Consider the following 15,136-nt stretch of genomic DNA (forward strand, 5'->3'; position numbering starts at 1 on the left):
AATCTTCCCGGACATCCCCCGACTGCGTAATCAACCCGGATCGCACCCGTGCTGACACAACGCCAAAACTGATGCTCGCCCTATCCCGGCAATGGTCCCGATCGTCAATGTTGCGCGATCGTTTCTGCGGCGAATCGTTGCGCAGACGGGATGTCGAGATCGATTACCCATAGGTCCGGGTCACGCGCACGTCGGCGTTGCCAATAGGATGTCACCTCGTCGGGCAACGCCGTATCAGGCGGTCCTGCGGACACCAGCGCTATCCGGCCGTCCAAATCGCGGCCTTGTTCTAGCATCCCGGAGAACCTGCCCTTGTCGTTCAGGATCAGCAGGATGCTGCCTGCCTGGGAATCGCCTTTCGCCAACACCATCGCCATGCCGCCGGCATCGTTGGCGCGCCGCAGCAAAGCCGACACGAGCAGATCGATCGGCAGCCGATCGTTCACGCGACCCGATATCCGGGCAAACCCGCCAGCGCGATGCGCGAGCGCATGAACGTGCCGGTGCCGCGCGCGGCCTCTTCGCCCGATTCATCGATTAGCCGCGCTTCGGCGACGAACACGCGACGCTGTCCGCTGATCCAGCGCCCTTCGGCGACCACCGGGCCGCTTCGCAGCGGCTTGGTGAGCAACAGGTTGAATGCGGTCGTGAGGAGGAAGCGGTCCGAGACAAGGCTGTTGGCCGCATAGAAAGCGGCATCGTCGAGCATCTTGAAGTAGCTCGTGCCGTGCGCCGCGCCCCCGGCATGGAAATAGCGCTCGTCGATATCGAAGTGGATGCGCGCGATGCCCGGCTCGGGAATCTCGAGCCGGGATTCGAACAGCCGGTTGATCGGCGCCGCCGCATACAGGTTCTCCAACGCACGGAAATGCGCTGCTTCCCCGGCGGTGGCGGGATCAGGCGGCGTCACGCGCCTCGCCGGTGCTGAACAGCGCATAAAGCGCATCGGGCGACCCTGCGCCGCGCAATTTCGCCACAAAGGCGCGGTCGCGCAGGCTCCGCGACACCAGCGCCAGCGCCTTGAGGTGCGCCGCGCCGGCGTCCGGTGGCGACAGCAAGGTGAAAACGATATCGACCGGCAGATCGTCGACCGCCTTGAAATCGATCGGTTGCGCAAGCCGCGCGAACACGCCGACGACATGCGCCAGCCCGTCGATCCGCCCGTGCGGCGTGGCAACGCCGCCGCCGAAGCCGGTACTGCCGAGCTTCTCACGCGCGACCAGGGCATTCGCGACATCGGCGGGATTCAGGCCATAGGCGGACGCCGCAATCGCGCCGATCTGCTGAAACAGGGGCTTCTTGGCGCTGGCGGCGAGATTCGCCACCACCGCGCCGGGCAAGAGCAGATCGCTAAACTCGGTCATCAGTTTCCTCGGCCGTTCACCGGCGCTTCTCCGCCGGCGCGCATAGACCGGATTGCGCGCCGGCGGAAGCGTCAGGCCACTCCGTTGGTGGCCCGATGCGGCTCGACCCAGCCGATCGTGCCGTCACCACGGCGATAGACCATGTTGTAGGCGCCCGAGCCGACATTGCGGAACAACAAGGCGGTGGTGTTGCGCAGATCGAGCATCATCACCGCATCCGAAACGGTGGCGTCGGGCACGTCGACGCGCGTTTCCGCGATGATCGGCGGGAAATCCTGCTCGATCTCTTCCTCGGCGGTTTCCTGGAAGACGGTGTAGCCGGCGTTGTCGGTAACGGTGCCATCATCGGCGATCGTCGCCCCGCCGGCGGGCACGGCGCTACGATCCTTGAGGCGGCGCATGTAGCGGCGGAGCTGCTTCTCGATCTTGTCGGCGGCGCCATCGAACGCGACATGGGCTTCCATACCGCTATTGTTCGCCTTGAGCACCAGCCCCTGCATGACGTGCGCGACGATATCGCAGGTGAACGCCTCGTGCGGGCCGCGGCCGAAGGTCACTTGCGCGGAAATCGCACGCGCGAAGTATTTCGTGGCGATAGCCTGAAGGCGTTCGTCGACATGGACCTTGATCGCCTCGCCTGTCTCGACCTGATGGCCGGAGACTCGGATATCCATGCGCATTCTCCTTTTTCAACGCGGCCGGACAGGCTGAACCGTCCGTCCGCTATCGTCAACCAATAGCCTCCGCGCCCCATAAAGGGTTGGAGACGGAGTTTAGAAAGGCTGCGTGGCGCGCAAGTTCCGCCTCGCTCGCGGCAAAGACGCGCGCCGGGCGAGCGATCCTGGGGGCGGTATCGACCAGAATCGGGCGTTCCTCGACGCGCTCCTCGGTGACCAGGCCAAGGCCGATCTGCCGGCCACCGGTCAACTCGACATAGACTTGCGCGAGCAGTTGCGCGTCGAGCAATGCGCCGTGGAAGGTACGTGCGCTGCGATCGATGCCATAGCGCGAGCAAAGCGCGTCGAGGCTGTGCTTCGCGCCGGGGTGCCGGGTACGCGCGATGACGATCGTATCGACCATACGGTGCATGCCGATCAGCGGGCGTCCGCAACGGCCGAGCTCGCCGTTGAGGAAGCCGAAGTCGAACGTCGCATTGTGCGCGACGAGGGGTGCATCGCCCAGAAATTCGAGCAGGGCATCGACCCCATGCGCGAACAGCGGCTTGTCGGCGAGGAAGGCGTCGCTCAACCCGTGGACACGTTGCGCTTCGGCCGGCATCGTGCGTTCGGGGTGGAAATATGCGTGGAAGGAGCGTCCGGTCTCCACGCGGTTGAACATTTCGATACAGCCGATCTCGACGAGGCGGTCGCCATCGGCGAAGCTGAATCCGGTGGTTTCGGTGTCGAACACGATCTCGCGCATCGTGATGTTATCCGCCTTTGCCGTCCCGCAGGCAAGCGATCACCGTAGCGACGGCGGCCTCGGTTTCGGCGATGCCGCCCCCGGTCGGGATGACGAAATCGGCGCGCGCGACCTTTTCGGCATTTGGCACCTGATGCGCCACGATCGCCTCGAACTTTCCGTCCGTCATGCCGGGCCGCGCCAGAACGCGGGCGCGCTGTACGGAACTCGGCGCATCGACGACGGCGATACGATCGACCCCGGCTTCGCCCCCGGTTTCGAACAGCAACGGGATGTCGAGCAGCACGATCGGCGCATCCGCGTGATCGTGCAGGAACGCCGCCCGCTCTTCCGCGACGGCGGGATGGACGATCGCCTCGAGCCGCTTGAGCGCAGGCGTGTCGGCGAGCACCGCCTTGCCGAGCCGCGCACGATCGACCCCGCTCGGCCCCGTCGTGCCGGGGAACGCCGCCTCGATCGCGCCGACCAATCGGCCGCCGGGGCCTTGCAGGCGGTGAACTACCGCGTCGGCATCGAACACAGGCACGCCGCTGCGCGCGAACATCGCGGCGACGGTGGATTTACCCATGCCGATCGAGCCGGTCAGGCCCAGTTTGATCACGCCAGCAACAGCGCGCGCAGTTCCTCGTCGCGGTCGCGCGGGGGGGCCGCGCCGAAGAACAGTTCGAACGCGACCGCCGCCTGCCCGACGAGCATCTCCAGCCCATCCACCGTCTCGAGTCCGCGCGCGTCGGCTTGGGCGAGCAACTCGGTTTCGACCGGTGCGTAGACGACATCATACACCAGCGCGTCGTCGGGGAGGGGAGACAGATCGATCTCGAGAGCGGGCTGGCCGACCATGCCGAGCGCGCTGGTATTGACGATGAGCGCCGCGGGCGGGATCGCGCTGCCCAGCGGCAACGCCTTGCCCTTCAAGCCGAACGCCGACAGCAACGCGGCCGCCTTCAGCACATTTCGGTTGAGCAAGGTCACCGGCCCGATGCCGGCACGCGCCAGCGCGAACAGCACCGCGCGCGCCGCACCGCCGGCGCCCACCACCACCGCCGGCTTGCCGGCCAGATCGCGATCGGAAATCGGCGCGTAGAAGCCGGCGGCATCGGTGTTCGTGCCGATCATCGCGCCGTCGGGCTGACGCAGCACGGTGTTGATCGCGCCGATCGACTCCCGGACGCCGCCAGGATCCTCGACATGATCGAGCGCGGTCTGCTTGTGCGGAATCGTGATGTTGCACCCACGCCAATCGGCATCCGTCTGCCGCTCCGCGAAATAGCCGGCGAGATCGTCAGGCAGGACATGACGCCGCGCATAGCGCGCATCGAGACCGAGCGCGTCGATCCAGAAGCCGTGGATCAGCGGCGATTTCGAATGCGCGATCGGGTCGCCGATCACCTCCGCATACATCGTCATGCCGTCATCACTCCCCGGACACGCAGATAGTCGAGCACTTGCAGCAGCGGCAGCCCCAGCACGGTGAACTGGCTGCCCTCGATCCGGGAGAACAATTGCGCGCCCGCTCCCTCGATCCGGTAGCAGCCGACACAGCCCGATATCGCTGGCCATTCCGCGTCGAGATAGCGCTCGATGAAGGCATCGGAAAGCGTGCGAACGTGCATCTTCGCGCGATCGACAACCCGCCATACTGGGCGCCCCGCTTCGGCGATCACCGCCGCGCTGACGAGATCGTGGCGCTTGCCCGACAACCGGCGGAGATGGTCGGCGGCATTTTCACGCGATACCGGCTTGTCGAGCATCGTGCCGTCCTCGAGTTCGACGATCGAATCCGAGCCGAGCACCAGGGCGCCGGGCGCGCGCTGCGACACGCGCAACGCCTTCAGTTCGGCAAGCGCGTCGGCGAGGTCGCGCGCGGCGAGGCCCTCCGCCCGCAGCGCCGCTTTGGCGCTTTCTTCATCCACCCCCGCTGCGACGGCCTCGAACGGCACCAATGCCGCCGATAGCATCGCGCGGCGCGACGCGCTGTTCGAGGCCAATATCAACGTCATGCTTCCCCCCGTTCCGCGACCAGCGCGATGATCGCGGCGGCGGTTTCCTCGATCGATCGGCGCGTCACGTCGATCACCGGCCAGCCATTGTCGGCGAACATCCGCCGCGCCCACGCGACCTCCCGCGAGACTGCTTCATGATCGACATAGGCCGTCTCCGGCGCCTGGTTGAGCGACAAGAGACGGTTGCGGCGGACCTGAATCAACCGGTCGGCGCTGGTCGTCAGCCCCACCACCAGCGGTCGCTTGAGCGCAAAGAGCACTGGCGGCGGTGGGCTTTCCACCACGATCGGGATATTGGCGGTCTTATAACCGCGGTTGGCGAGATAGATCGAGGTCGGCGTTTTCGAGGACCGAGACACACCGGCGAGGACGATATCGGCCTCCTCCCAGTCCTCCGAACCCAGGCCATCATCGTGCGCGATGGTGAATTGGATCGCGTCGACACGCGCGAAATAGGCGGCGTCCAGCATGTGCTGGCGACCGGGCCGCGCCTTCGCCTGCTGGCCGAGCAAGCTAGAGAGCGCTCCGGTCACCGCGTCGAGCGGCGCGACCGCGGGCAGGCCGAGCGCGCGGCAGCGCATCTCGAGATTGCGACGCGTCTCGCTGTTGACCAGCGTGAACAACACCAGCCCCGGATTCTGCGAAATCTCCTGAAGGATGCGTTCCAGGTGGCCCTCGGTTCGCACCATTGGCCAGAAGTGCCGGATCGTCTCGACGTCGTCATATTGCGCGAGCGCGGCCTTGGCGATGTTCTCCAGCGTCTCGCCGGTTGAATCCGAAAGGAGATGGAGGTGGAGCCGCATCGGCGGGGCCTCAACGGGACAGAAGTGTGGATAACATCGGGATCGTCGCTACCGTAACTTCGCACGCCAGCAAAGGCCGATCGAACGGTGGAAAATTCGCCACTTTCCCACAGTTCGGCGCACATCCGCCGATTTTATCCACAGCCTGTGGAAAGCGGGTGCGACGGAATCGAATCCGAGGCGTTCGGCGGAGTCTCGCCCGTCAAGCTGTTGGCATTTCGGGGACGACCGCATAAGCCCCGGCTTCCACGCGCCAACAGCTTCAACATCCCTTTAGATTCTTCTTTATTGTAAGAGGTACGCCGTGTTTGCGATCGAGATGACCCGGTGAAACCCTTGCTCGCGACCCTGCGCGGGGAAAAACAGGCCATCGCACCGGTATGGCTGATGCGGCAGGCGGGGCGCTATCTGCCGGAATATCGTGCGCTGCGGGCGGAGAAGGGTGGCTTCCTCGCGCTTGCGACCGATCCGGAGGCGGCGGCCGAGGTGACGTTGCAGCCGATCCGCCGCTTCGGATTCGACGGCGCGATCCTTTTTTCCGATATCCTGATGGTGCCGGCGGCGCTCGGCCAGTCGCTCAGTTTTGGAGCGGGGGAGGGGCCGGCATTGGCACCGCCGTTGCTTGGTCACACGCTGGCAGCGCTGACACCGAAACCTGCCTTTCTCGATCCGGTCTATGCCACGGTCCGCAACGTCGCCGCCGCCTTGCCGCCGGAGACGACGTTTCTAGGATTCGCGGGCAGCCCCTGGACAGTAGCCACCTATATGGTCGCGGGGCACGGGAGCCGTGACCAGAGCGAGACGCGCCGCTTCGCTTATGCCGATCCGGTGCGCTTCGGCGAGATCATCGATGCGATCGTGAGGATGACGATCGACTATCTTTCGCACCAGATCGGGGCGGGCGTCGAGACGGTGCAACTGTTCGATAGCTGGGCTGGATCGCTCAGCCCCGCGCAGTTCGAACGCTGGGTGATCGCGCCCAACGCCGCGATCGTCGCCGCGCTCCACGCGCGCCACCCGCAGATACCCGTGATCGGCTTCCCTAAAGGCGCCGGCGGCAAACTGCCGGCCTATGCGCGCGAGACCGCCGTCGATGCGCTCGGGCTCGACGAGACGGTCGATCCGCATTGGGCGGCGCTGAACCTGCCGGTCGGTCTGCCGGTGCAGGGCAATCTCGATCCGCTCGCGCTGATCGCCGGCGGTGCGGCATTGGAGGCGGCGGTGGCGAACGTGCTTGAGGCGTTCGCGGATCGCCCCCATATCTTCAACCTCGGGCATGGCATCCTGCAGGACACGCCCATCGGAAATGTCGAGCGTCTGCTGGCGCTGGTGCGGAGAGCGCGATGAACTTCCTCGGCAACGCCTATCTTTGGGTCAAGGCGGCGCATGTCATTTTCGTGGTGTTCTGGATGGCCGGGCTGTTCATGCTGCCGCGCTATCTGGTCTATCATCAGGAAGCGCTCGGTAACCCCGAGGAGGCGGCGCGCTGGGCCGACCGCGAAAGCAAGATCCGCGCGATCATCCTGACCCCGGCGATGGTGCTGGTATGGGCCTTCGGGCTGCTGCTGGCGGCGAATGCGGGCCTGTTCAGCGGCGTGCCGGGGCTGGCATGGCTGCACGCCAAGCTGGCGCTGGTGATCGTCCTGACGGCCTATCACGGCTGGGCGGTGTCTTACGCGAAGAAGCTCGCGAAGGGACAGGCGACGCTGACCGGTCGGACGCTGCGGATGGTCAACGAGGTGCCGGCGGTGCTCGTGACGCTGATCGTCATTCTGGTGATCGTCCGCCCCTTCTGACTTGACTTGGGTGCGCGCCGCACTTAGCTGTCCGATCAATGTTAACGCGCGGCGCCGTCCTGGCGACCGTTGTGTGGCATCCTGCCTCAGCCTCGTCGCGTATCCCGCTGACTGACGCTCATTTTCCCAGCACATCTCGCTTCGGACGCCGTCAATGCATCTCAAAGACCTCAAGAACAAGAAGCCCGCCGAACTCGTCGAGATGGCGGAAGCGCTCGGCATTGAGAGCGCGTCGACGCTGCGCAAGCAGGATCTGATGTTCGCGATCCTCAAGGTGCAGGCCGAAAATGGCGATCAGATCATGGGGCTCGGCACGATCGAGGTGCTGCCCGATGGCTTCGGTTTCCTGCGTAGCCCCGAGGCGAATTACCTCGCCGGCCCGGACGACATCTACATTTCGCCCAATCAGGTGCGGAAGTTCGGTCTGCGCACCGGCGACACCGTCGAAGCCGAGATCCGCGGCCCCAAGGACGGCGAACGCTATTTCGCGCTGACCAAGCTCATTTCGGTCAACTTCGATGATCCGGATGCGGTGCGTCACCGGGTCAATTTCGACAACCTTACACCGCTATATCCAGAGCAGAAGCTCACGCTCGATCCGAGCGATCCGACGATGAAGGACAAGTCGGCGCGGGTGATCGACATCGTCTCGCCGCAGGGTAAGGGTCAGCGTACGCTGATCGTCGCGCCCCCGCGCGTCGGCAAGACCGTGATGCTTCAGAACATCGCCAAGGCGATCACCGACAACCATCCCGAGGTGTTCCTGATCGTGCTGCTGATCGACGAGCGGCCCGAGGAAGTCACCGACATGCAGCGTTCGGTGAAAGGCGAGGTCGTCTCCTCGACCTTCGACGAACCCGCCACGCGCCACGTCCAGGTCGCCGAGATGGTGATCGAAAAGGCCAAGCGCCTCGTCGAGCATAAGAAGGACGTGGTGATCCTGCTGGACTCGATCACCCGCCTCGGTCGTGCCTACAACACCGTCGTTCCTTCGTCGGGCAAGGTGTTGACCGGCGGCGTCGACGCCAACGCGCTCCAGCGTCCGAAGCGCTTCTTCGGCGCGGCGCGCAACATCGAGGAGGGCGGGTCGCTCTCGATTATCGCGACCGCGCTGATCGATACCGGCAGCCGCATGGACGAAGTGATCTTCGAGGAGTTCAAGGGCACAGGCAACTCCGAAATCGTCCTTGATCGCAAGGTCGCCGACAAGCGTATCTTCCCGGCGCTTGATGTCGGCAAATCCGGCACGCGCAAGGAGGAACTGCTGGTCGATCAGAGCAAGCTCTCCAAGATGTGGGTGCTGCGCCGTATCCTCATGCAGATGGGCACGATCGACGCGATGGAATTCCTGCTCGACAAGATGAAGAACTCGAAGACCAACGAGGATTTCTTCGACAGCATGAATCAGTAGCCGAGAGCGGTCTGCTGCATGCTGCGGCAGGATTTGCTCCGGCCGGGCCGGCGAGGCCTCAGCCTCGACCCACGACGCGGGCGTTGCCCGCGTCGCTGCTAAATCAGCCGTCCTTGCTCATGATCGAGCAACCACCGTTTCGTCGCCGTCCCTTGGCCTGCGGAATAGGCGCCGAGCGATCCGTCGGCGTTGGTCACGCGGTGGCACGGCACCACAATCGGCAGCGGATTGCGCGCGCAGGCCTGACCGATCGCCCGCGCGCCAGACCCGATCGAACGCGCCAGCGTGCCATAGCTCCGTGTCTCCCCGAAGCCGATAGCCACCATCGCTTCGCGCATCGCCGTTCCGCGCGGGGTGGCCAGCGGGCTCAGTGGCAGATCGAACACGGTCAGCCGACGCGCGAAATATGCGGAAATCTGAGCAGCGCCCTCCGCAAGCGCACCGGTTCCCGCAACCTCGGGCTGCACGTCACGCTCAATAGTGATGGCATCGAGCCAATCGTTACCACCGTGGAGCCGCACCATGCCGATGGGCGTTGCGATCAGGGCGAAGTCGCGCGCATACATGTCACGATTATGGAGCGTTCGATCGAGGCGCTCAAGCGGAGGACGCGCGGATGAAGATCAATGTCGAGGTCGAATGTACTCCGGAGGAGGCGCGGCGCGTGATGGGCCTGCCCGATTTCACGCCGGTGCATGAGAAATATATCGAGATGCTGACCAACTCGATGGAGGGTAATATCTCGCATGAGATGGTTGAAAACATGATGCGGAGCTGGGTGCCCGTTGGAGACGCTGGTATGAATTTCTGGCGTAAGATGTTCGAGACATCGACGTCGAAATAGCCGTGGACACGATCTTCGCGGTTTCGAGCGGCGCGGCACCGGCGGCGATCTCGATCCTTCGCATCAGCGGGCCGCAGGCGTTGGCGGCGGCACGGCTGCTGAGCGGTACATTGCCCGCGCCACGTGTCGCGGGGTTGCGCGCGCTCCGCGATCCGGCGACCGGCACGTTGCTCGATCGCGGGCTGGTGCTCGTGTTTCCTGGCCCCGACAGCGCGACGGGGGAGGATATCGTGGAACTTCACATCCACGGCGGCCGCGCGACCCAGCGCGCGCTTGAAGCGGCGCTGGGGACGATCGCGGGGTTGCGTCAGGCCGAACCAGGTGAGTTCACGCGGCGCGCTCTGGAACATGGCCGTATCGATCTGACCGAGGCGGAGGGGTTGGGCGATCTCCTCTCCGCCGAAACCGAGCATCAGCGTCGCGCCGCGTTGCGCTTGTCGGAAGGCGGGCTTCGTCAACAGATCGAGCGGTGGAACGATCGCCTCGTCGAGGTGGCGGCATCCATCGAGGCGGCGCTCGATTTCTCGGACGAAGACGACGTTCCCGAGGCAGTGACTGCCGAGTCGGCGAGCGTATTAGCAGCGCTGGCAGATGAGATCGGCGCGGTGGTTGCGGCACCGTCGGTCGAACGCCTGCGGGACGGTGTACGCGTCGTGATCGCGGGGCCGCCGAATAGCGGTAAATCGACGCTCATCAACCGGCTCGCCGGTCGCGATGCGGCGATCGTCTCTCCGACCGCTGGCACGACGCGCGATCGCATTGAGGTGTCGGTGATGCGCTCGGGCGTTGCCTATCTCCTCGTCGATACCGCGGGCCTGCGGGATGACGGGGCTGATGAGATCGAGCGGATCGGGATCGGTCGCGCGATCGATGCGATCGCCGCGGGCGATATCGTGCTGTGGCTCGACGACGTAGCGCCACCATATCCAAGCGCGATGTGGCTGCATGCGCGGTGTGATATTCCGAGGCGGGCATCGCTTCCGCCCGGGCCGGACCTCGCGATCTCGGCGGCGAGCGGTGAGGGAATCTCGGCCTTATGGTCTTTGCTGGAAGAACGGGCTGGGAGGTTGTGGGTCGGTGCAGACGAGATGGCGATCAACGCGCGCCAGCGCGCGCTTCTTACCAGCGCCGAGGCGGTGTTGCGGGATGGCGTTGCAGAGACCGATATTCTGCTCCGTGCGGAGGCGATCAGGAGCGCGCGGGCGGCGTTCGATAGCGTAACGGGACGGGCCGACGTCGAGGCTGTGCTAGATGCTCTGTTCGGGCGGTTCTGCATCGGGAAGTGATTGTTCCACGTGGAACGCTTTGACTTGGTCTCCCGACGAGCATAGCGAAACCCTATGAACCAGTTCGATGTCATCGTAGTCGGCGGCGGCCATGCCGGCACCGAGGCTGCCGCTGCGGCCGCGCGACGCGGTGCGCGGACGGCGTTGGTAAGTTTCGATCCGGCGAAGATCGGTGCCATGTCATGCAACCCTGCGATCGGAGGGCTGGGCAAGGGGCACCTCGTGCGCGAGGTGGATGCCTTCGATGGCTTGATCGCGCGGGCGGCAGATGCGGCAGGCATTCATTACCGCATGCTCAATCGTAGCAAGGGGTTGGCGGTCCAAGGCCCGCGCGTGCAGGCGGATCGTCGACGCTACGCGGCGGCGATCCAGACGATGCTGTCTTCCCAACCGAACCTCACGATCGTTGCTGGAGAGGCGGCGGCGCTGAACCTAGCGGCTGGACAGGTTGCCGGTATCAAGCTCGCAGATGGGCGTACCCTAGTTGGGCCATCAGTAATCCTAGCTACGGGGACGTTTCTGGGCGGCCGAATTTTTCGAGGCGAGGAACGCGAGGTCGGCGGCCGGGTCGGCGAGGCGTCCGCGAGCATCTTGGCCGAGCAGCTTCGTGGCGCTGGCTTGCCGATGGCACGCTTGAAGACGGGAACGCCGCCACGACTCGATGGTCGCACGATCGATTGGGGCCGGCTCGAAGAGCAGGCGAGCGATGCGGAGCCATGGACGATGTCTCCGCTGACTCCGGCTCGGATGCTTCCGCAGGTACATTGCGCGATAACCCGGACGACCGAGGCAACGCACGCGATCATCCGCGCCGGTCTCGATCGCTCGCCCTTGTTCGGCGGCGCGATTGCTGGAGCCGGGCCCCGTTATTGCCCGTCTATCGAAGACAAGATCCATCGGTTCGGCGATCGTGACGGGCACCAGATCTTTCTCGAACCCGAGGGCCTGGACGATCCGGTGGTGTATCCCAATGGGATCTCGACCTCGCTGCCGGTCGATGTGCAGGAAGCTCTGGTTCGCTCGATCCCCGGACTCGAACGTACCCGCATCCTGACGCCGGGTTACGCGGTCGAATATGATCATATTGATCCGCGCGCCCTTGATGCGACTCTCCAACTTCGTGCGATCCCAGGTCTGTTTTGTTGCGGACAGATCAATGGCACGACGGGCTATGAGGAAGCAGCGGGACAGGGCTTGATCGCGGGCCTGAATGCGGCGTCGCACGCACTCGGCACTCGTGCGGTAATCCTCGATCGCGCGAGCAGCTACCTCGGCGTGATGATCGATGATCTCGTGCTCCAAGGCGTGACCGAGCCCTATCGCATGCTCACCGCGCGGGCCGAATATCGGCTGCGCTTGCGCGCCGACAATGCCGAAACACGGCTCGGCCCAATAGCAAATGCTGCGGGCTGCCTAGGGGACGTTCGACGAGCGCGCCTCGATCAGCGGGGCAGAGCGCGCGAGGAGATCGAAGCGGTATTCGAGCGGCCGCTCTCTCCGGCCGAACTGATCGAACGAGGCGCAGTGATTGCAGCGGGCCCGCATCGTCGGCCTGGTTCCGAGTGGCTGCGGCTCGCCGGCGTTACCGTTGCGCATGTGGCGCCCGATCTGGTCGCCAATGCGGACCCGGCACTGCTGGCGGAAATCGTTGAGGATGTTCGCTACGCGCCGTATCTGCTGCGTCAGGAGGCAGAGATCGCGATGGTCCGAGGGAACGACGCCATCGTGCTTTCGCCTGATCTCGATTTCGCGGCGATCCCGGGCCTGTCGGCCGAAATGGTCGAGCGGCTCAGCACCGCGCGGCCAGCGACGTTGGGGCAGGCGGGCCGGCTGCGGGGTATCACGCCCGCAGCGCTCGCCGCGATCCTGCTTCATGCCCGACGGCGTGCCGCATGACCGAAGACCAAGCACGGGACTGGATCAACGCGCGCTTTGGAGTCGCCGGTGTCGCACGGATGGAGCGGTTCGTCGATCTCGTGATCGCGGAGTCCCAACAGCAGAATCTGATCGCGCGATCGACATTCGCCGAAATTTGGACGCGGCACGTCGTCGATTCCGCGCAGCTTGTTCCGTTCGCGGAACATACACCGGGCGCTTGGCTCGATATCGGTAGCGGGGCGGGATTTCCGGGTTTGGTGGTGGCGGCGCTGACCGACAGGCCGGTGACACTGGCCGAACCCAGGAAGCGACGTGTCGCCTTTCTTGAAGCGGCGGCAGACGCTTTGGGTATCGCGGCGCGGACCTCCATCTTCGCTGGAAAAGTCGAGGCCTTGAAGGCAGCGCCAGTCCGCGTCATCTCCGCTCGGGCGGTGGCAACGCTCGATCACCTGCTCGTCGGCGCGGCCGATCTGGCGACCGAAGAGACGCTGTGGCTGTTACCCAAGGGGCAATCGGCGCGGGATGAGGTGGCAATCGCGCGGCGCGCATGGCATGGTGCGTTTCACGTGGAACAGAGCCTTACCAATAAGGAATCGCTGATCGTGGTAGCGCGGGGAGTGGCACGTCGATGCAAGTCATAACGGTCGCCAACCAGAAGGGCGGAGTCGGCAAGACGACGACCGCGATCAATCTAGGCACGGCACTCGCTGCGACGGGTCTGCGCGTGTTGCTGATCGATATCGATCCGCAGGGCAACGCATCCACGGGCCTTGGGGTAGGCCGCAACGATCGCGAACGCTCTATCTACGACGTGCTGCTCGGCGAAATGCCACTGGCGAGCGCGGTGATCGGCACGTGCGTGCCCGGCCTTGATCTCGTCCCCGCGACGGTCGATCTCTCGGGTGCGGAGATCGAACTGGTTGAATATGAGGAGCGCACGCACCGGCTGAGCCGAGCGATCCGACGTTCGGATCAGCGATGGGATGTTGTGCTGATCGACTGTCCGCCGTCGCTTGGTCTTTTGACGCTCAATGCGATGGTCGCGTCGAATTCGTTGCTCGTGCCGCTCCAATGCGAGTTCTTCGCGCTGGAAGGGTTGAGCCAGCTTCTCAACACCGTCGAGCGGATCCGCGAGCGGTTCAATCCTGGCCTGTCTATCATCGGTGTCGCGCTAACGATGTATGATCGCCGCAACCGCTTGACGGAGCAGGTCTCTGCGGATGTGCGCGCCGTGCTTGGCCGCGTCGTGTTCGAAACGGTCATCCCGCGCAACGTGCGGCTGTCCGAGGCGCCGAGCCATGGCCTGCCGGCATTGATCTACGATTTCCGCTGCTCGGGTTCGGAAGCCTATATCGCGCTCGCCCGCGAGCTTATCACACGCTTGCCTGACACGTCAGCGCCTGACCGCGCAACCAAGGTCGCGGCATGAGCGATGGCGCTACCCCGATCGCGCGGCCGAAGGGTCGGTCCGGACTAGGGCGCGGCCTCGGCGCACTGATGGGGGATATGGCGCGCGAGCAGCCGGTTGGCGCCAACGAGCCGGTCGCGCAGGGCGTGCGGATGCTTCCGGTCGGCTCGATCACGCCGCATCCCGACCAGCCGCGTCGCCATTTTCGCGAGGAGGCACTGGAAGAGCTGGCGGAGTCGATCGCTGCACGCGGATTGATCCAGCCGATCGTGGTCCGGCCGCACGGCACTGGCTATCAAATCGTCGCGGGCGAGCGTCGCTGGCGTGCGGCGCAACGCGCGCGTTTGCACGAGGTGCCGGTGATCGTCCGCGATTTCACCGACACCGAAACGCTCGAGGTAGCGTTGATCGAGAATATTCAGCGGCAGGATCTCAACGCGATCGAAGAGGCGGAGGCCTATCAGCGGCTGCTTAGCGACTTCGGCCATACGCAGGATGCACTTGGCAAGATCGTCCACAAGTCGCGCAGCCACATCTCCAATCTGTTGCGCTTGCTCGATCTGCCCAAGCCGGTGCAGGATCGTGTCGTCGAAGGCACAATCAGTATGGGACATGCCCGTGCGCTGATCGGCGCACCGGACGTCGAGGCCCTGGCCGACCAGGTCGTCGCCAAAGGCCTGTCGGTTCGCGATACCGAAAAGCTCGCGCGGACGGTCAAGCCGGATACCGCGCGGGTGCGCGGGCACGGCAGCGGCGAGAAGAATGCCGATCTCAGTGCGCTCGAGCATCAGCTCGCCGACTTGCTTGGGCTTTCGGTGCGCATTTCGTATGGCGCCAAGGGCGGGGCGCTCACGCTCGGCTTTTCGACGCTCGACCAACTCGACATGCTCTGCCAGCGGCTGAGCGGCGAGCGGATTTGAA

19 protein-coding genes are annotated in these 15,136 nt (G+C 64.9%); 9 read left to right on the forward strand and 10 right to left on the reverse strand.

Annotated features, from left to right (window positions below; translation table 11 throughout):
• Positions 1-104: 104 nt before the first annotated feature.
• From BLS81_RS14115 to BLS81_RS14155, 9 genes are all read right to left on the reverse strand, one after another.
• The gene (locus BLS81_RS14115; RefSeq protein WP_093224816.1) at positions 105-446 is read right to left on the reverse strand and encodes a DUF1491 family protein; all 342 of its coding nucleotides are present in this window, start codon (positions 444-446) and stop codon (positions 105-107) included.
• Positions 443-937, reverse strand: a complete 495-nt coding sequence (locus tag BLS81_RS14120) for a PaaI family thioesterase (RefSeq protein WP_093224818.1) — start codon at positions 935-937, stop codon at positions 443-445. The genes BLS81_RS14115 and BLS81_RS14120 overlap by 4 nt, the downstream gene beginning before the upstream one ends.
• Entirely contained in the window at positions 897-1,364 is a 468-nt protein-coding gene (locus BLS81_RS14125; protein ID WP_093224819.1) for a PTS sugar transporter subunit IIA, read from the reverse strand. Before BLS81_RS14125 ends, BLS81_RS14120 begins: the two co-directional genes overlap by 41 nt.
• Before the next feature lie 71 nt (positions 1,365-1,435).
• Positions 1,436-2,038: a ribosome hibernation-promoting factor, HPF/YfiA family gene (hpf, locus tag BLS81_RS14130; protein WP_093224820.1), complete on the reverse strand. Its 603-nt coding sequence runs from the start codon at positions 2,036-2,038 to the stop codon at positions 1,436-1,438.
• Between the two features lie 55 nt (positions 2,039-2,093).
• Positions 2,094-2,786 (reverse strand): DNA polymerase III subunit epsilon, encoded by a 693-nt coding sequence (gene dnaQ / locus BLS81_RS14135; protein ID WP_093224821.1) that lies wholly within the window; start codon positions 2,784-2,786, stop codon positions 2,094-2,096.
• A 7-nt stretch (positions 2,787-2,793) separates the two neighbouring features.
• Entirely contained in the window at positions 2,794-3,387 is a 594-nt protein-coding gene (coaE, locus tag BLS81_RS14140; protein ID WP_093224823.1) for a dephospho-CoA kinase, read from the reverse strand.
• Positions 3,384-4,193, reverse strand: a complete 810-nt coding sequence (locus BLS81_RS14145; protein ID WP_093224824.1) for a shikimate dehydrogenase family protein — start codon at positions 4,191-4,193, stop codon at positions 3,384-3,386. Before BLS81_RS14145 ends, coaE begins: the two co-directional genes overlap by 4 nt.
• Positions 4,190-4,786 (reverse strand): Maf family protein, encoded by a 597-nt coding sequence (locus tag BLS81_RS14150; RefSeq protein WP_093224825.1) that lies wholly within the window; start codon positions 4,784-4,786, stop codon positions 4,190-4,192. The genes BLS81_RS14145 and BLS81_RS14150 overlap by 4 nt, the downstream gene beginning before the upstream one ends.
• On the reverse strand, positions 4,783-5,592 hold the full coding sequence (locus BLS81_RS14155) for a pyruvate, water dikinase regulatory protein (protein ID WP_093224827.1): 810 nt from the start codon (positions 5,590-5,592) through the stop codon (positions 4,783-4,785). The genes BLS81_RS14150 and BLS81_RS14155 overlap by 4 nt, the downstream gene beginning before the upstream one ends.
• Positions 5,593-5,919: 327 nt before the next feature.
• Here BLS81_RS14155 and hemE point away from each other — a divergent pair, with 327 nt between their 5' ends.
• From hemE to rho, 3 genes are all read left to right on the forward strand, one after another.
• A complete protein-coding gene (hemE, locus tag BLS81_RS14160) occupies positions 5,920-6,939 on the forward strand; it encodes a uroporphyrinogen decarboxylase (protein WP_093224829.1) in 1,020 nt (339 codons plus the stop codon).
• Positions 6,936-7,388, forward strand: coding sequence for a CopD family protein (locus BLS81_RS14165; protein WP_093224830.1), 453 nt, complete (start codon positions 6,936-6,938; stop codon positions 7,386-7,388). Before hemE ends, BLS81_RS14165 begins: the two co-directional genes overlap by 4 nt.
• Before the next feature lie 154 nt (positions 7,389-7,542).
• Positions 7,543-8,799, forward strand: coding sequence for a transcription termination factor Rho (gene rho / locus BLS81_RS14170; protein ID WP_093224832.1), 1,257 nt, complete (start codon positions 7,543-7,545; stop codon positions 8,797-8,799).
• Between the two features lie 98 nt (positions 8,800-8,897).
• Here the strand turns inward: rho and BLS81_RS14175 are convergent, their stop codons facing one another.
• On the reverse strand, positions 8,898-9,365 hold the full coding sequence (locus BLS81_RS14175; RefSeq protein ID WP_093224833.1) for a methylated-DNA--[protein]-cysteine S-methyltransferase: 468 nt from the start codon (positions 9,363-9,365) through the stop codon (positions 8,898-8,900).
• Between the two features lie 50 nt (positions 9,366-9,415).
• Between BLS81_RS14175 and BLS81_RS14180 the strand changes: the two genes are divergently transcribed.
• The 6 genes from BLS81_RS14180 to BLS81_RS14205 are packed head-to-tail and all read left to right on the forward strand — an operon-like array spanning position 9,416 to position 15,135.
• Positions 9,416-9,643, forward strand: coding sequence for a DUF6489 family protein (locus BLS81_RS14180; RefSeq protein WP_093224835.1), 228 nt, complete (start codon positions 9,416-9,418; stop codon positions 9,641-9,643).
• Between the two features lie 2 nt (positions 9,644-9,645).
• Positions 9,646-10,929 carry a tRNA uridine-5-carboxymethylaminomethyl(34) synthesis GTPase MnmE gene (gene mnmE, locus BLS81_RS14185; RefSeq protein ID WP_093224836.1) on the forward strand — a complete coding sequence of 428 codons (1,284 nt, stop codon included), beginning with the start codon at positions 9,646-9,648 and terminating at the stop codon, positions 10,927-10,929.
• Positions 10,930-10,983: 54 nt separating this feature from the next.
• Positions 10,984-12,825, forward strand: coding sequence for a tRNA uridine-5-carboxymethylaminomethyl(34) synthesis enzyme MnmG (mnmG, locus tag BLS81_RS14190; RefSeq protein WP_093224838.1), 1,842 nt, complete (start codon positions 10,984-10,986; stop codon positions 12,823-12,825).
• Entirely contained in the window at positions 12,822-13,448 is a 627-nt protein-coding gene (gene rsmG, locus BLS81_RS14195; protein WP_093224839.1) for a 16S rRNA (guanine(527)-N(7))-methyltransferase RsmG, read from the forward strand. The genes mnmG and rsmG overlap by 4 nt, the downstream gene beginning before the upstream one ends.
• Entirely contained in the window at positions 13,436-14,236 is an 801-nt protein-coding gene (locus BLS81_RS14200) for a ParA family protein (protein ID WP_093224841.1), read from the forward strand. The genes rsmG and BLS81_RS14200 overlap by 13 nt, the downstream gene beginning before the upstream one ends.
• Positions 14,233-15,135, forward strand: coding sequence for a ParB/RepB/Spo0J family partition protein (locus BLS81_RS14205; RefSeq protein WP_176787182.1), 903 nt, complete (start codon positions 14,233-14,235; stop codon positions 15,133-15,135). The genes BLS81_RS14200 and BLS81_RS14205 overlap by 4 nt, the downstream gene beginning before the upstream one ends.
• Position 15,136: the final 1 nt, after the last annotated feature.

It is taken from the genome of Sphingomonas sp. NFR15, assembly GCF_900103265.1.
Taxonomy (GTDB): domain Bacteria; phylum Pseudomonadota; class Alphaproteobacteria; order Sphingomonadales; family Sphingomonadaceae; genus Sphingomonas; species Sphingomonas pollutisoli.

Bases quoted from the DNA above. Each gene is read 5' to 3' on its own strand.
- BLS81_RS14120 (WP_093224818.1), bottom strand. From the start codon at position 937: ATGCGCTGTTCAGCACCGGCGAGGCGCGTGACGCCGCCTGATCCCGCC.
- BLS81_RS14125 (WP_093224819.1), bottom strand. From the start codon at position 1,364: ATGACCGAGTTTAGCGATCTGCTCTTGCCCGGCGCGGTGGTGGCGAAT.
- hpf (WP_093224820.1), bottom strand. From the start codon at position 2,038: ATGGATATCCGAGTCTCCGGCCATCAGGTCGAGACAGGCGAGGCGATC.
- dnaQ (WP_093224821.1), bottom strand. From the start codon at position 2,786: ATGCGCGAGATCGTGTTCGACACCGAAACCACCGGATTCAGCTTCGCC.
- BLS81_RS14145 (WP_093224824.1), bottom strand. From the start codon at position 4,193: ATGACGATGTATGCGGAGGTGATCGGCGACCCGATCGCGCATTCGAAA.
- BLS81_RS14150 (WP_093224825.1), bottom strand. From the start codon at position 4,786: ATGACGTTGATATTGGCCTCGAACAGCGCGTCGCGCCGCGCGATGCTA.
- BLS81_RS14155 (WP_093224827.1), bottom strand. From the start codon at position 5,592: ATGCGGCTCCACCTCCATCTCCTTTCGGATTCAACCGGCGAGACGCTG.
- BLS81_RS14165 (WP_093224830.1), top strand. From the start codon at position 6,936: ATGAACTTCCTCGGCAACGCCTATCTTTGGGTCAAGGCGGCGCATGTC.
- rho (WP_093224832.1), top strand. From the start codon at position 7,543: ATGCATCTCAAAGACCTCAAGAACAAGAAGCCCGCCGAACTCGTCGAG.
- BLS81_RS14175 (WP_093224833.1), bottom strand. From the start codon at position 9,365: ATGTATGCGCGCGACTTCGCCCTGATCGCAACGCCCATCGGCATGGTG.
- BLS81_RS14180 (WP_093224835.1), top strand. From the start codon at position 9,416: ATGAAGATCAATGTCGAGGTCGAATGTACTCCGGAGGAGGCGCGGCGC.
- mnmG (WP_093224838.1), top strand. From the start codon at position 10,984: ATGAACCAGTTCGATGTCATCGTAGTCGGCGGCGGCCATGCCGGCACC.
- rsmG (WP_093224839.1), top strand. From the start codon at position 12,822: ATGACCGAAGACCAAGCACGGGACTGGATCAACGCGCGCTTTGGAGTC.
- BLS81_RS14200 (WP_093224841.1), top strand. From the start codon at position 13,436: ATGCAAGTCATAACGGTCGCCAACCAGAAGGGCGGAGTCGGCAAGACG.
- BLS81_RS14205 (WP_176787182.1), top strand. From the start codon at position 14,233: ATGAGCGATGGCGCTACCCCGATCGCGCGGCCGAAGGGTCGGTCCGGA.